Source organism: Nocardioides sp. NPDC057772, from assembly GCF_042798075.1.
Lineage (GTDB): Bacteria > Actinomycetota > Actinomycetes > Propionibacteriales > Nocardioidaceae > Nocardioides.
This window is the reverse complement of record NZ_JBHVKN010000013.1, coordinates 1-13618: the sequence shown is the minus strand read 5'-3', so window position 1 is coordinate 13618 and position 13618 is coordinate 1. Positions and strand designations below refer to the sequence as shown.

Below are 13618 nucleotides of genomic sequence, written 5' to 3'. Positions count from 1 at the left end.
CGGCGACCTCGATGTGACGTCGGCATGGCGAGGCGGCGTATTGGTTCAGGGGCGACTGGTCGGGAGTAGCGTTTGCGGCATGACCAACCTGGACGCGCACCCCACCCCCGTCGAATGTGTCGGCGGGACCGGCGACGAAGGCGTCGAGATCCAGATCATCACACCGCGCGACGTGCCCCTGGGTGGTCCGCGGGCGATGAACGTACGCCGCACCCTGCCCGCCCGCTCGCGCTCGCTGATCGGTGCGTGGTGCTTCCTGGACCACTACGGTCCCGACGACGTCGTCGTCTCCGGCGGGATGGAGGTGCCGCCCCACCCGCACACCGGGCTGGCGACGGTTTCCTGGCTGTTCACCGGGGAGATCGAGCACCGCGACTCGGTCGGCACGGTGGCGATGGTGCGCCCGGGCGAGGTCAACCTGATGACCTCGGGACGCGGCATCTCGCACTCGGAGAACTCGACGCCCGAGACCACCGTGCTGCACGGGGCCCAGCTCTGGGTCGCGCTGCCGGACGAGTTCCGCGACGTCGACCCCGCCTTCGAGAACCATCGGCCGACGCCGATCGAGCGTGACGGCGCGACGGTCCGGGTCTTCATGGGGTCGCTGCTGGGCGCCACCTCACCGGTGCGCACCTACTCCGAGATCCTCGGTGCCGAGATCCTGCTCGAGCCCGGCACCCGGCTCGAGATCCCGGTCGACTCCCGCTTCGAGCACGGTGTGCTCGTGGACACCGGCGAGGTGTCGATGACCGGCACCGGCCCGTCCGGACCGGCCTCGGCCACCGTGGAGAAGGACTCGCTGGCGTACGCACCCCCGGGCGCCACCACTCTCGTCCTGCAGGCCGGGGAGGCGTGGACCCGGCTCCTCCTGCTCGGTGGTCCGCCGTTCGGCGAGTCGATCATCATGTGGTGGAACTTCGTCGGGCGCACGCACGAAGAGGTCGTCGGCTATCGCCAGGAGTGGCAGGATCAGGTCACCCGCGGTGGCGGCGAGCTGGTCGAGGACTCCCAGGACCTGAGCGAGGGTCGTTTCGGGGTGGTCGAGGGCAACCACCAGAGACCGATCCCGGCGCCTCCGCTGCCCAACGCTCGCCTGCGCTCGCGGTCTTAGGTGGGCTCAGTGCTCGTGCTTAGACTGCAGTCGTGAGTGACGAATCCTCAGACCCAGGGGTCGTGCTGGCCGTGGCGGTGGGCCGCAGCCGTAGCCAGGCGGCGGTCTTCGACCTCGCCGGGCGCGAGCTGGCCGGTGACACCCGTGACCACGAGGTCGGCATCTCCGCCGAGGCGCTGATGCCCGAGATCGTCGAGCGGATGACCAAGATGGTGGCCTCGATCGACCTGCCCGTGCTGGCGATCGGGATGAGCCTGCCGGGCGTGGTCAACCCCGACCTGGGGATGAGCATCGACACCCCGGCGATGGGTGGCTGGGACGGGGTTCAGCTGGCGCCCTACTTCACCTCGCTCACCGACGCGCCCCTGATCCTCGCCCACGACGCCCACGCGCTGGCGCGCTCGGAGCTCTTCAACTCCGACCATCCCGTACGCAACGCCCTGGTCATCAAGGCCTCGACCGGCCTCGGCATGGGCATCATCACCGACGGCAAGGTGGTCACCGGCGCCCTCGGGGCGGCCGGCGAGATCGGCCACACCCGCATCGACGCCGCCGGTGACCGGCCGTGCCGCTGCGGCTCGACCGGCTGCCTGGAGACGGTGGCATCCGGCTGGGCGCTCGCCCAGCGGCTGACCGACTCGGGCGTTCCCGCAGACCACGTACGCGACCTGGTCGCCGCCGCGCTCGCCGGCGACGCCGTCGCCCGCGGGCTGCTGCGCGAGGGCGGGCGACAGCTCGGCGAAGTCGTGGCCACCGCCGTCAACCTGCTCAACCCGGAGGTCGTCGTCATCGGCGGCGACATGGCCGGGGCCTTCGACCTCTACACCGCCGGGGTGCGTGAGAGCGTCTACGCCCGCGCCAACCCGATCGCCACCCGTGAGCTCACCTTCATGGCCCAGCTGCATGGTGACTCCTCGGGTCTGGTGGGCTGCGCCGCGATGGCGATCGAGTCCGTCACCGCGTCGTGATCGTCGGCCTGCTCTGGCTGCTCGGATGCCAGCTGGCCGGAACCGCGATCGTCGAGCTGACCGGGATCCCGCTGCCCGGGTCGGTGGTCGGGATGCTGTTGCTCTTCGTCGCCCTGGTGCTGCGTCGCCGCGACGGCGAGGACGACCCGGTCATCCAGGTCGGCGACTACTTCCTCTCCCACCTGCAGCTCTTCTTCATCCCGGCGGGCGTCGGGGTGATCGCCTACGTCGCGGTCATCCGTGACGCGGCCGTGCCGATCGTCGTCGCGCTGCTCGGCTCCTGGCTCCTCGGGCTGGCCACGGTGGGCTGGGTGCTCACGCTGTTCCTCCGCCGCGTCCCGTCGGTCGTCGGCACGGATGGTGCTCCGGGGGAGGAGATCGAGTGAGCGTCATCCTGTGGCTGTTCGTGACGGTGGCGGCGTACGAGCTCGGGCGGTGGCTGCGGGCGCGGACCCGTTCCCCGCTCGCCCAGCCGGTGGCGGTGGCGATCGTGATCGTCGGCGCGCTGCTGACGGTCACCGGCACGACGTATGACGACTATGCCGATGCCACCACGCTGATCAGCTTCCTGCTCGGCCCGGCGACGGTGGCGCTGGCGATCCCGCTCTACCACCAGGTCGCCCGGCTGAGAGGGATGGTGGTGCCCGTCCTGGTCGCGCTGACCGCGGGCGCGACGGTGTCGATCGTCAGCGGCATCCTGCTGGTGCGCTGGCTCGGCGGCAGCGACGTGCTGGAGCGGACGATGGCCCCGAAGGCCGTGACGACGCCGGTGACGATCGAGCTGACCGAGCGTCTGGGTGGCTATCCGGAGCTGTCGGCGGCCTTCGCGATCGTGATCGGGATCGTCGCCGCGATGGTCGGCCCGCGGGTGCTGACCCTGCTCCGGATCCGGGACCCGCGGGCCCGCGGGGTGGCCGTGGGCGCGGTCTCCCACGGGATCGGCACCGCCCGGATGCTGGAGGAGAGCCGGGTCGAGGGCGCCTTCTCCGGGCTGGCGATGGGGCTCACCGCGGTGGTGACGTGTCTCATGGTTCCGCTGGTGGCGTACATCCTCCTCTGACCTTCGCTCACGCCTTACCGTTGGCATCATGGCTCGAGTCCATGCCTTCACCGACGACGTACTCGGCACTCTCGACGCGGTCGGGGTCGCCGACGGCCTTCGGCGCGGAGACTTCAGCACGCCCGAGGTCGTCGAGGCGGCCATCGCCCGGATCGAGGCGGTCGACGCCGCGCTCGGCGCGATGGCCTACCGCACCTTCGACAGGGCGCGGATCCAGGCGCGGGCTCCCCGGGCGGGCTTCTTCGCCGGTGTGCCGACCCTGATCAAGGACAACACCGACGTCGCCGGGGTGCCCACCAGGAACGGCACGGATTCGTACGTCATGCCGCCGGCATCCCGCAACGGCGAGATGACCAAGCTGCTCTTCAAGCTCGGCCTGCTGTCGCTGGGCAAGACCCAGCTCTCGGAGTTCGGCTTCTCGGGCACCGCCGAGCACGCGCGGCTCGGTGCGGTGCGCAACCCGTGGGACACCGGCCGGGTGGCGGGTGCCTCGTCGGCGGGGTCGGGGGCGCTGGTGGCGGCCGGGGCGGTGCCGATGGCCCACGGCAACGACGGTGGTGGCTCGATCCGGATCCCCGCCGGCGCCTGCGGTCTGGTCGGGCTCAAGCCCACGCGCGACCGGCTGCCGCAGGACCCGCTCTACGGGCTGCTGCCGCTCAAGATCGTCACCGACGGCGTGCTGACCCGGACCGTGCGCGACACGGCCGCGTTCTTCCGGGAGGCCGAGAAGGCCCACCACACCTCCTTGCCGCCGATCGGCGACGTCACCGGTCCGGGGACGAAGCGGCTCCGCTGTGCCGTGTTCACCGGTGCGCTCGGCCGTGAGGCGAGCCCGGAGGTCGCCGAGCTGACCCTCAAGACCGCGGCCGTGCTGGAAGAGCTCGGGCACACCGTCGAGACCGTGCCGCCGCCGGTGCCCGAGACCTTCGCCGACGACTTCGTCCTCTACTGGGGCACGCTCGCCGTCGCCCTGGTCAACGCCGGTCCGCTCCGCGGGAAGACCTGGGACCGCCAGCGGCTCGACAACCTCACGGTCGGCCTGGCCCAGCACACGATGAAGAACGCCAAGCACGTCCCCGCCGCCATCGTCCGGCTGCGCAAGGCGCAGGCGATCGCGGAGGGGTTCCACGCTGCGTACGACATCGTCCTGACGCCGACCGTCGCGCACGAGACCCCGGAGGTCGGCCGGCTGGCGCCGAGCCAGGCCTACGAGCTGGTGATGAAGCGACTGATGGACTGGGTCGCGTTCACGCCGTGGCAGAACGTCACCGGCGGGCCGGCGGTGTCGCTGCCCGTGCAGCAGACCCTCGCGGGACTGCCCCAGGGGATGATGTTCGGAGCCGCCCCCGGACGCGAGCGAATGCTGCTCGAACTGTCCTACGAGCTCGAGGAAGCGATGGGTTTCGCGCGCGTCTGGGAGCCTGGCAGAGACGCCGAGGACCCCGCTGACCTGGGATGATGCGTCCGTTGCTCGGAAGGGTCGTGCCGATTTGTTGAGCATCGCGCCGTGCCGTAATGTTCTCTCTCGCAACGCCCCTTTAGCTCAGTCGGCAGAGCGTCTCCATGGTAAGGAGAAGGTCTACGGTTCGATTCCGTAAAGGGGCTCTGGAGTTCGGGACCCGCAGTAGGAATACTGCGGGCCTGATTCCTGTTGAGGCGGGGTAGCTCAGGCGGTTAGAGCGCACGACTCATAATCGTGAGGTCGCGGGTTCGATCCCCGCCCCCGCTACCGCCAAAGACCGCATCACCTCGATCAGCACCGTAAGGATTGTCCCGTGGCCAGCAAGAGCAGCGACGTTCGCCCGAAGATCACCCTCGCTTGCACCGAGTGCAAGGAGCGGAACTACATCTCGAAGAAGAACCGTCGGAACGACCCCGACCGCATCGAGCTCAACAAGTACTGCCCGCGTTGCCGCAAGCACACCGCGCACCGCGAGACCCGCTGAAGCATCACAGTAGAGCGCGACGCTGATCGGCGCTCCGAACGCCCCGCCCCGAGTTCCGGGAGGCGGGGCGTTCGTTCTTTTGCCGAGAAGTCGCCCCGGCCGGCCGAGACGTCACTCTCGTCGACCGAGTTGGCAGGCCGGTGCCGTCTCGGCCCGCGCGCGTGACGCCTCGGCCGACGCGGGCGACTTCTCGGCAGGCCACTAGAGTTGTCCGCATGGCAGTTGACGGGTCGCTCGTAGGGCGCGCTTTTCCTCCGACCAGGCCCTATCGGGTCACCGACGAGAAGGTGCGGGAGTTCGCTGCCGCCACCGGTGTGGGTTGGGAGAGCGGGGACCCGGTCCCGGCGACGTTCCCGATCGTGCTCGCCTTCGACGCGATGAACGCCTTCCTGGACGACGTCGAGGTCGAGCTGTCGCGGATCGTGCACGGTGAGCAGAAGTTCTCCTACGCCCGGCCGATCGCGCCGGGCGACGTGCTGACGGCGACCCTCAGCGTCGCCTCGCTGCGCCAGATCGGTGGCAACGACATCATCGGCACGGTCTCGGAGATCACCGACGACTCCGGCGCGATCGTGTGCACCACGTCGGCCACCCTGGTCCACCGAGCGGCGGAGGTCGCCTGATGACTCTGGAAGCAGGCGCCGAGCTGGCCCCGAAGACCTACCCCGTGACCCGCGCGTCTCTGGTGCGTTACGCCGGCGCGAGCGGCGACTTCAACCCGATCCACTGGTCCGACCGGGTCGCCACGGCCGTCGGCCTGCCCGGCGTGATCGCGCACGGCATGTTCACCATGGCGCTGGTCGCCCGAGCGGTCTCGGAGTGGACCGACGGAGCCGAGGTCGTCGACTTCGGCGCGAAGTTCACCAACCCGGTCGTCGTGCCCGATGACGACGAGGGCACCTCGGTGACGGTCAGCGGCACCGTGAAGTCGGTCGAGGACGGCATCGCCACGATCGCCCTCACCGTCGTCTCCGGCGACCAGAAGGTGCTCGGTATGCCGAAGGTGACTGTGCGTGCCTGAGCTGCTGTCGAACCACACCACCTTCCATCTCGGCGGCCCGGCGGCAGAGTTCGTCACCGCGACCAGCGAGGCGGAGATCATCGAGGCCGTGACCGCGGCCGACGCGACCGGCACGGACGTGCTCGTCCTCGGCGGCGGCAGCAACCTGGTCGTGGCCGACGCCGGCTTCCCGGGCACCGTCATCAAGCTGGGGACCACGGGCCTCGAGGTGGAGACGGTCGAGGGTGGCGTACGTGTCACGGTGGCGGCGGGCGAGACCTGGGACGACTTCGTGACGACCGCCGTCGACAAGGGCTGGAGCGGGATCGAGGCGCTCTCCGGCATCCCCGGCAGCGTCGGCGCGACGCCGATCCAGAACGTCGGGGCGTACGGCCAGGACGTCTCCCAGACCATCACCTCGGTCAAGGTGTTCGACCGCGAGCTCCGCGAGGTGCGGAGCTTCACGGCCGAGGAGTGCGAGTTCGGCTACCGCTGGTCGCGGTTCAAGGCCACGCCCGGGCGCCACGTGGTCCTCGCGGTCACCTTCCGGCTCGGCACCGACGGTGAGACCGGGTCACCGATCGCGTACGCCCAGCTCGCCGGCGCTCTCGGGGTCGAGCAGGGCACCCGGGTGCCGTCCAAGCAGATCCGGGAGGCCGTCCTGGCGCTGCGCCGCAGCAAGGGCATGGTCATCGACGAGGCCGACCACGACACCTGGTCGGCGGGGTCGTTCTTCACCAACCCGGTGGTCGCACCCGAGGACGTGCCCGAGGGTGCTCCGGCCTACCCGCAGCCCGACGGCACCGTGAAGACCTCCGCCGCCTGGCTCATCGACCACGCCGGCTTCAAGAAGGGTCACACGCCCGATGGCCTGGCGGGCAAGGTGTCGCTCTCCACGAAGCACACCCTCGCTCTCACCAACCGCGGCGAGGGCACGACCGCGGATCTGCTCGCCCTGGCGCGGGAGGTACGCGACGGGGTCGAGGCCGCCTACGGGATCGTGCTGGTCAACGAGCCCGTCATGCTCGGCGTGGAGCTCTAGGCGAGGCCGCTCTGCATCAGCACGGCCGCGAAAGCCGTGACCAGCCGATGTGCGCCGCCGCTCAGCGCTGCAGCGAGCTGGGCCACCGCCACTCCCGCGGCGATGACCAGTCCCCGACTGTGATCCGCCGTCTGGCCGTGCGAGCAGGCTATGCCCGCGACGCCGCTCGCGAGTTCGTCTCCCGCAGCACTTCCGCTACCACGTACGCAGTAACGACCGCTCCGAAGAGTCCACGCCCGCACGACGACGGAGAGCCTGCGTCGCCGGGACGATCGAGTCATCCGGTGGAACGCGACGCAGGAGTCTCAGATGGACCTGAACGATGTGCTTGTCAACGCCGCCGGCACCGATGTCGGCGCCTACACCCTGACCACCGCCCGGCTCTGGGTAACTGTCGCCGCGCTGGCCTGCGGGGTGGCCGCACTGGTCATGGGCACACTCACCCTGCGCAGAGACCGCCGAGTCGGCCGGTCTCGACCGACTCGACGGGACTCCCTGTCAAGACCGGCCGACTCGGCGTCGGGTTCGCTTCAGGAGGACAAGGACCTCGTGGTGGTCGGTGTTCGGGAACATGTCGAGCAGGCGGGCGGACACCGGTCGCAGCGATGGCATGTCGCCCAGGTCACGAGCCAGGGTGTCGACGTTGCACGAGGAGTAGACGACGTGCTCGACGCCCGACTCCTCCAGCCACCCGGCGAGCGCGGAGCCGATGCCACGTCGCGGTGGGTTGACGATGACCAGGTCGGGTGCGGAGCCGGCGGAGAGGGCGTACGCCGCCGCGTCCCCGGCCACCCAGCTGGTGCCCGGCAGCCCGAGCTCCGCTGCGGTCGATGCGGCGGCCTCGACGGCCTGCTCGCTGGACTCGACCCCGAGCACCTCGCGACCCGGGGCTGCGACGTGCAGCCCGAAGCCGCCGACACCGCAGTAGAGATCCCACACCGTGGCCGGTGACACCGAGGAGACCAGGTCGCGGGCGTGCCGGTAGAGGGCCGCGGCCACCGAGGTGTTGGTCTGGAAGAACGAGTGGGGCCGCAGCCGCAGACCGATCCCGTTGACCTCCATCGTGAGCGCCTCTCGGGCGGTCAGGAAGATCTCCTCAGGGCCTTCGATGACCGCCTTGTGCGCAGGCTGGATGTTCACCGAGGCCACCGCGATCGGCAGCTCGTCGAGCAGTGCCGGAAGGTGCTTGCGCAGGCGGGACAGCGCCTCGGTGGACCGCAACACCCAACGCACCATCAGCTCGCCACCGGGAGCCTCGGTGACGATCACGTGCTTGAGCTCGCCGCGCCGCTCGGGCACCGAATAGGGGGTCAGCCGAGCCGTCGTGACGAACCGGGACAGCACCGGCAGCGCGGACTGCAGCCCCGGCGTGTGCAGCCCGCAGGCGAGCAGGTCCACGCCGAGACCGTCGTGGGACAGGATGCCCAGCGTCGGCGCCTCCACCGACCCGGCGACGACCATCTTCGCCTTGTTGCGGAAACCGGCCTCCGGGCTGGAGACCGGTTCCTCCCAACGTACGTCGCCGAGAGCCGCCGCGACGCGCTGCTGCTTCTGCGCGAGCTGGTCGGCGTACGCCATCTCCAGCCAGCGGCAGGAGCGGCAGGCGCCGGAGGTGAAGTAGCCGCAGTCCATTCGTCAGATGCGGCTGCTGAGCATCGCGTTGACGCTGTCGAACGTCGTGGTGCCGGTTTCTCGGGAGGCGATGACGATCATCACGATGATGAAGATGACGTAGGCGACCCAGAAGAGCAGCATGAGCGCTCCGAAGATCGTCCCGATGAGGCCGGTGATGAAGCCCGCCTGAGCGTTGCCACGCCCGCTGTAGGCGGTGGGGTTGGCGTCGATCTCGGCCATCACGCGCTTGCCCTTGATCCATCCGAAGGGCGCGACGAAAACTCCGATCCCGCCGCACATGACCGAGAGGCAGACCCCCACGATCCCGAAGATCATCGCCGTGTTGGCCTCGGGGTGTGGCGGGGGTTGCGGAATCCCGTAGGGCGCTGGCTGGTAGCCCGGCGGAGGCGTGCTCGTCATCTCTCAGAACTCGCTGTCGTAGCTGTCGTAGCTGTCGTAGCCACTGTCGTAGCTGCTGTCGTCGAAGCCGCCGCTGACGCCGATGATGATGACGATGGTGATGACGACGATGCTCAGGACCAGCAGGACGGTGCCGATGATTCCGAGGATGAAACCGGCCTGTGCGTTGCCGCGGCCGGTCAGGGCCCCGGCGGCCGCGTCGATCCGCTTCTTCGCGGACAGACCCATGAAGAGGGCGAAGGGGGAGAGCACGATCGGGAGACCGCAGAAGAACCCGCCCGCGAGCCCGATGATGCCCAGGACCATGGCGGTGGTCGCGCCCGAGTCCGGGGTGCCCACCTGGGCCGAGTACGCAGCCGGGGCGCCGTAGGGCGCCTGGCCGTACCCCGGCTGACCGCCGTAGGTCGGCGGCGGAGGCGTCTGCCCGTAGCCCGCCGTCGGAGCCGGCGGAACCGGCGGGTTCTGGTCGAAGGTCGCCCCGCCGTAGGGGTTCGACGGCTGTTCGCCGTAGGTCTGGCCGTACATCGGCTGGGTCGCCGGCGGCGTCGGCTCGGACGGGCTCGGCGTGGAGCTGTCGGCCGGCTGGTTGGGATCGGGCTGATCGTCGGACGGGTTCGTCATGGCCGACATTCTGTCTTAACTCAGCGGATCCGTGCGTTGCGACGGCGTTTTGAGCCAGTCGTCGACCTCGGCGAGCAGATCCTTCTTCGTCGACTCGGGTGCGGTGGAGGCGGTGATCGACATCCGGGCCAGGTCCGCGAGGGTCTCGTCGGTGAGCTCGTGAGCGGCCCGCATCGTGGCGTACTGCGCCGCGAGCCTGGACCCGAACAGCAGCGGGTCGTCGGCCCCGAGCGCCACGGTCGCGCCCGCGTCGAGCAGCTGCGGCAGCGGCACCGAGGTGAGATCGGAGTAGACGCCGAGCGACACGTTGGAGGTCGGGCAGACCTCCAACGCGACGCCGGCGCGCACGATCTCGTCGAGCAGCTCAGGATCCTCCGCCGCGCGTACGCCATGACCCAGCCGGGTCGCGTGCAGCGACCGCAGCACGGTGCGGATGTGCTCTGGTCCACGCAGCTCGCCGCCGTGCGGCATCAGCCGCAGGCCGGCCCGCTCGGCGATCCGGAAGGCGTGGTCGAACTCCTCGGTCCGTCCACGTCGCTCGTCGTTGGAGAGCCCGAAGCCGACCACGCCGTGGTCGACGTACTGCCCGGCCAGGCGCGCCAGCGTACGCGCGTCCATCGGGTGCCGGGTGCGGTTGGAGGCGATGATCACCGCGATCCCGAGCCCGGTCGCCCGCTCCGCGTCGCGGACGGCGTCCAGCACCAGATCCGTGAACGCGGTGATCCCACCGAACTTCGCCGCATATCCCGACGGGTCGACCTGGATCTCGAGCCACCTGCCGCCGTCGCGTACGTCGTCCTCGGCGACCTCCATCACCAGCCTCCGGATGTCTGCCTCGGTGCGCAGCACCGACCGGGCCACGTCGTAGAGACGCTGGAACCGGAACCAGCCCTTCTCATCCGCAGCGCTCAGCGCCGGCGGCCACTCCGAGACCAGCTGCTCGGGCAGCCGGATGCCGTCGCGGGCGGCCAGCTCGAGCAGGGTCTCGTGGCGCATCGCACCCGTGAAGTGCAGGTGCAGATGCGCCTTCGGCAGCGTACGGAGGTCGCGTCGATCCTGAATCACGCGAGCAGCTTCTCCGCGGCAGCCAGCTTCACGCACACCGTGACGACCTCCATGGCCCCGCTGACCTGCTCCAACGGTGGGAAGGACGGCGCCAGGCGGATGTTGGTGTCCTCCGGGTCGACCTTGCCGGGGAACGCGGAACCGGCCGGGGTCAGCGCGACGCCGGCACCCTTGGCCAGCTCGATCACGCGGGTCGCGGTGCCCGGGAGGACATCGAGGCTCACGAAGTAGCCGCCTGCGGGCTTGGTCCAGGTCGCCACCCCGAGCGAGCCGAGCTCGTCGGTCAGGGCGTCCTCGACGGCCGCGAACCGCGGGGCCAGGAGCTCGCGGTGCTTGGCCATGTGCTCGCGTACGCCGGCCGCCGAGCCGAAGAACTCCGCATGCCGCAGGTGGTTGACCTTGTCCGGGCCGATCGCGCCGTGGCTCAGGTGGTCGAGCCACCAGGCGACGTTCTCCTTCGAGCCGCCGAAGAAGCCGACGCCCGCGCCCGCGTAGGTGACCTTGGAGGTCGAGGCGAAGACCAGGGGGCGGTGGGGGTTGCCGGCCGCGTTGGCCAGCGAGACCACGTCGGCGGTCTTGGTCTCGGCCGGGGTCAGGTGGTGCAGCGCGTAGGCGTTGTCCCAGAAGATCTTGAAGTCGGGCGCGGCGGTCGGCATCGAGGCGAGCCGCTCGGCGATCTCCTGCGAGGTGGTGTCACCGGTCGGGTTGGCGTAGGTCGGCACCAGCCACATGCCCTTGATCGCCGGGTCGTCCTTGACCAGCGCGGCGACGGCCTCGACGTCGGGTCCGTCGGCGCGCATCGGGACGGTCACCATCTCGATCCCGAACCACTCCAGCAGCGTGAAGTGGCGGTCGTAGCCCGGCACCGGGCAGATGAACTTCACCGTCTCCTCGCGACCCCACGGACGCTCGCTGTCGACGCCGCCGTGAAGCCACAGGTACATCAGCGTGTCGCGCATCATGGTGAGGCTCGAGTTGCCGCCGGCGATGATCTGGTCGGTCTCCAGCCCGAGCAGCTCGGCGTAGATCTCACGGATCTCGATGCCGCCCGCCAGACCGCCGTAGTTGCGCGTGTCGGTGCCGTCCGGTGCCGTCGTCGACTTGGGGAGATGGAGCAGGCCGTCGGAGAGCTCGAGCTGGTCAGCGGAGGGCTTCCCCCGGGTCAGGTCCAGCTTCAGGCCCTTGGCCACCAAGTTGTCGTACGCCGTGCGCTGCTCCGTTGCGAACGCTTCGAGTTCCTCGCGCGAGAGCTCTGCGAGGGGACGGGGATCTGAGGTCATGCCAGCAATCCTATGGGTCAACGCACCCCGGTTTTGGAGGGGCCGTTGCCCAGTGCGTAGACTCACCGTTGGTGGTCTTCCCACATGGTTAGCCGCGCCCTCAACCGCGCGTCTGATGCAGACCTCCGTAGGGCACTAGCTCAACTGGCAGAGCATCGGTCTCCAAAACCGAAGGTTGGGGGTTCAAGTCCCTCGTGCCCTGCAAAGCCGGACCAGCGATGGAAACGTTTTCGAGAGAAGGTGGCGGCGTGACGGACAGCAAAGCGGTCCCGACTCCGAACGACAAGAAGACGGAGAAGCGCACCAGTCTCCCGACGTTCTACCGCCAGGTCGTGGCCGAGCTCCGCAAGGTCGTCTGGCCGACGCAGCAGCAGCTCACGACGTACTTCATCGTGGTTCTGGTCTTCGTCCTGGCCATGATGGCGATCGTCGCGGGTCTTGACCTCGGGTTCGGCAAGTTGATGTTCTGGGTGTTCGGCGGCCGCGACGCGTGATCGCGTGGGCCCCGGCCCGCGGAACACACCCGATACACACAATCAACGGTTTGGAGCAGGACGTGTCTGAGCAGGACTACACCGAGGAGACCGAGGTCCTCGAGACGGCCGAGGCCGCCTCCGACGTGCCTGCAGAGGCCGGGTTCGACGAGGCCGACGAGGCCGGTGACGCCGACACTTCCTTCGACGAGATCGTCGAGGGCGAGGCCCCCGAGGCATCTGACGACGACCCGCTCGAGGCGTTCCGCCGTGAGCTGTGGGCCAAGCCGGGCGACTGGTTCGTGATCCACACCTACTCCGGCATGGAGAACCGGGTGAAGTCCAACCTGGAGAACCGCATCGTCTCCCTCAACATGGAGGACTACATCCACGAGATCGTGGTCCCCACCGAGGAGGTCCCGGAGATCAAGAACGGCCAGCGCAAGATGGTCAAGCGCACCGTTCTCCCGGGTTACGTCCTGGTCCGGATGGACCTCACCGACGAGTCCTGGGCCGCCGTACGCCACACCCCGTCGGTCACCGGTTTCGTCGGCCACAGCCACCAGCCGGTGCCGCTGTCGATGACCGAGGTCGAGAACATGCTCGCCCCCGCCGTCGTCGCGCAGGCCGAGGCCGAGGCCGCCGCCGCCGGTGAGGCCGCGACCGCCAGCGCCGGTGCCACCGGCACCGCCAAGAAGCCTGTCGAGGTCGTCGACTTCGCCGAGGGCGACTCGGTCACCGTCGTCGACGGCCCCTTCGCCACCCTCCACGCGACCATCACCGAACTCAACGCCGAGTCCCAGCGCGTCAAGGCGCTCGTCGAGATCTTCGGCCGCGAGACCCCGGTCGAGCTCAGCTTCGACCAGATCCAGAAGAACTAGCCCTCGCGGCTTCCTGAGCTTCCTCTGGAACACACACCTCCGACTGGTGCGCAGACGATCGACTTCCCAATCAAGATGCCGCTTCGCACCAGTCGAGGTGGCGATGCGCGATCTCCGAGTCGCAACCGTCAGGCTGA

At 69.5% G+C, this 13618-nt stretch carries 16 protein-coding genes and 3 tRNA genes; 14 read left to right on the top strand and 5 right to left on the bottom strand.

What is annotated here, in order from left to right; all coding sequences use genetic code 11:
* Positions 1-79 precede the first annotated feature (79 nt).
* From ACFVJS_RS04425 to ACFVJS_RS04375, 11 genes are all read left to right on the top strand, one after another.
* Complete coding sequence (locus ACFVJS_RS04425) at positions 80-1111, top strand: pirin family protein (protein WP_378877726.1); 1032 nt, start codon at positions 80-82, stop codon at positions 1109-1111.
* Between the two features lie 32 nt (positions 1112-1143).
* On the top strand, positions 1144-2079 hold the full coding sequence (locus ACFVJS_RS04420; RefSeq protein WP_378877725.1) for an ROK family protein: 936 nt from the start codon (positions 1144-1146) through the stop codon (positions 2077-2079).
* Positions 2076-2465, top strand: coding sequence for a CidA/LrgA family protein (locus tag ACFVJS_RS04415; protein WP_378877724.1), 390 nt, complete (start codon positions 2076-2078; stop codon positions 2463-2465). The genes ACFVJS_RS04420 and ACFVJS_RS04415 overlap by 4 nt, the downstream gene beginning before the upstream one ends.
* A complete protein-coding gene (locus ACFVJS_RS04410; protein WP_378877723.1) occupies positions 2462-3139 on the top strand; it encodes an LrgB family protein in 678 nt (225 codons plus the stop codon). The genes ACFVJS_RS04415 and ACFVJS_RS04410 overlap by 4 nt, the downstream gene beginning before the upstream one ends.
* A 28-nt stretch (positions 3140-3167) precedes the next feature.
* Complete coding sequence (locus tag ACFVJS_RS04405; protein WP_378877722.1) at positions 3168-4598, top strand: amidase; 1431 nt, start codon at positions 3168-3170, stop codon at positions 4596-4598.
* A gap of 73 nt (positions 4599-4671) precedes the next feature.
* Positions 4672-4744 (top strand) — tRNA-Thr (locus ACFVJS_RS04400).
* 50 nt (positions 4745-4794) lie between these two features.
* Positions 4795-4868: transfer RNA gene (locus tag ACFVJS_RS04395), tRNA-Met, on the top strand.
* A 46-nt stretch (positions 4869-4914) separates the two neighbouring features.
* On the top strand, positions 4915-5085 hold the full coding sequence (rpmG, locus tag ACFVJS_RS04390; RefSeq protein WP_091042824.1) for a 50S ribosomal protein L33: 171 nt from the start codon (positions 4915-4917) through the stop codon (positions 5083-5085).
* Between the two features lie 215 nt (positions 5086-5300).
* A complete protein-coding gene (locus ACFVJS_RS04385; protein ID WP_378877721.1) occupies positions 5301-5708 on the top strand; it encodes a MaoC family dehydratase N-terminal domain-containing protein in 408 nt (135 codons plus the stop codon).
* Positions 5708-6106: a MaoC/PaaZ C-terminal domain-containing protein gene (locus tag ACFVJS_RS04380; protein ID WP_378877720.1), complete on the top strand. Its 399-nt coding sequence runs from the start codon at positions 5708-5710 to the stop codon at positions 6104-6106. The genes ACFVJS_RS04385 and ACFVJS_RS04380 overlap by 1 nt, the downstream gene beginning before the upstream one ends.
* Positions 6099-7127 carry a UDP-N-acetylmuramate dehydrogenase gene (locus tag ACFVJS_RS04375; protein ID WP_378877719.1) on the top strand — a complete coding sequence of 343 codons (1029 nt, stop codon included), beginning with the start codon at positions 6099-6101 and terminating at the stop codon, positions 7125-7127. Before ACFVJS_RS04380 ends, ACFVJS_RS04375 begins: the two co-directional genes overlap by 8 nt.
* A gap of 498 nt (positions 7128-7625) precedes the next feature.
* Here the strand turns inward: ACFVJS_RS04375 and rlmC are convergent, their stop codons facing one another.
* From rlmC to ACFVJS_RS04350, 5 genes are read right to left on the bottom strand one after another with little or no spacing between them, the layout of a single operon-like run.
* Entirely contained in the window at positions 7626-8759 is a 1134-nt protein-coding gene (rlmC, locus tag ACFVJS_RS04370; protein WP_378877718.1) for a 23S rRNA (uracil(747)-C(5))-methyltransferase RlmC, read from the bottom strand.
* Between the two features lie 3 nt (positions 8760-8762).
* Positions 8763-9161, bottom strand: coding sequence for a DUF4190 domain-containing protein (locus ACFVJS_RS04365; protein WP_378877717.1), 399 nt, complete (start codon positions 9159-9161; stop codon positions 8763-8765).
* A 3-nt stretch (positions 9162-9164) separates the two neighbouring features.
* On the bottom strand, positions 9165-9782 hold the full coding sequence (locus ACFVJS_RS04360; RefSeq protein ID WP_378877716.1) for a DUF4190 domain-containing protein: 618 nt from the start codon (positions 9780-9782) through the stop codon (positions 9165-9167).
* Positions 9783-9797: 15 nt separating this feature from the next.
* Positions 9798-10847, bottom strand: a complete 1050-nt coding sequence (locus ACFVJS_RS04355) for an adenosine deaminase (RefSeq protein WP_378877715.1) — start codon at positions 10845-10847, stop codon at positions 9798-9800.
* Complete coding sequence (locus ACFVJS_RS04350) at positions 10844-12127, bottom strand: aminotransferase class I/II-fold pyridoxal phosphate-dependent enzyme (protein WP_378877714.1); 1284 nt, start codon at positions 12125-12127, stop codon at positions 10844-10846. The genes ACFVJS_RS04355 and ACFVJS_RS04350 overlap by 4 nt, the downstream gene beginning before the upstream one ends.
* A gap of 129 nt (positions 12128-12256) precedes the next feature.
* Here ACFVJS_RS04350 and ACFVJS_RS04345 point away from each other — a divergent pair.
* The 3 genes from ACFVJS_RS04345 to nusG all read left to right on the top strand — a co-directional run bounded on the left by ACFVJS_RS04345 (position 12257) and on the right by nusG (position 13481).
* A tRNA-Trp gene (locus ACFVJS_RS04345) sits at positions 12257-12329 on the top strand.
* Positions 12330-12345: 16 nt separating this feature from the next.
* Positions 12346-12621, top strand: coding sequence for a preprotein translocase subunit SecE (gene secE / locus ACFVJS_RS04340; RefSeq protein ID WP_378877713.1), 276 nt, complete (start codon positions 12346-12348; stop codon positions 12619-12621).
* A gap of 62 nt (positions 12622-12683) precedes the next feature.
* Positions 12684-13481, top strand: coding sequence for a transcription termination/antitermination protein NusG (gene nusG / locus ACFVJS_RS04335; protein WP_378877712.1), 798 nt, complete (start codon positions 12684-12686; stop codon positions 13479-13481).
* Positions 13482-13618 lie beyond the last annotated feature (137 nt).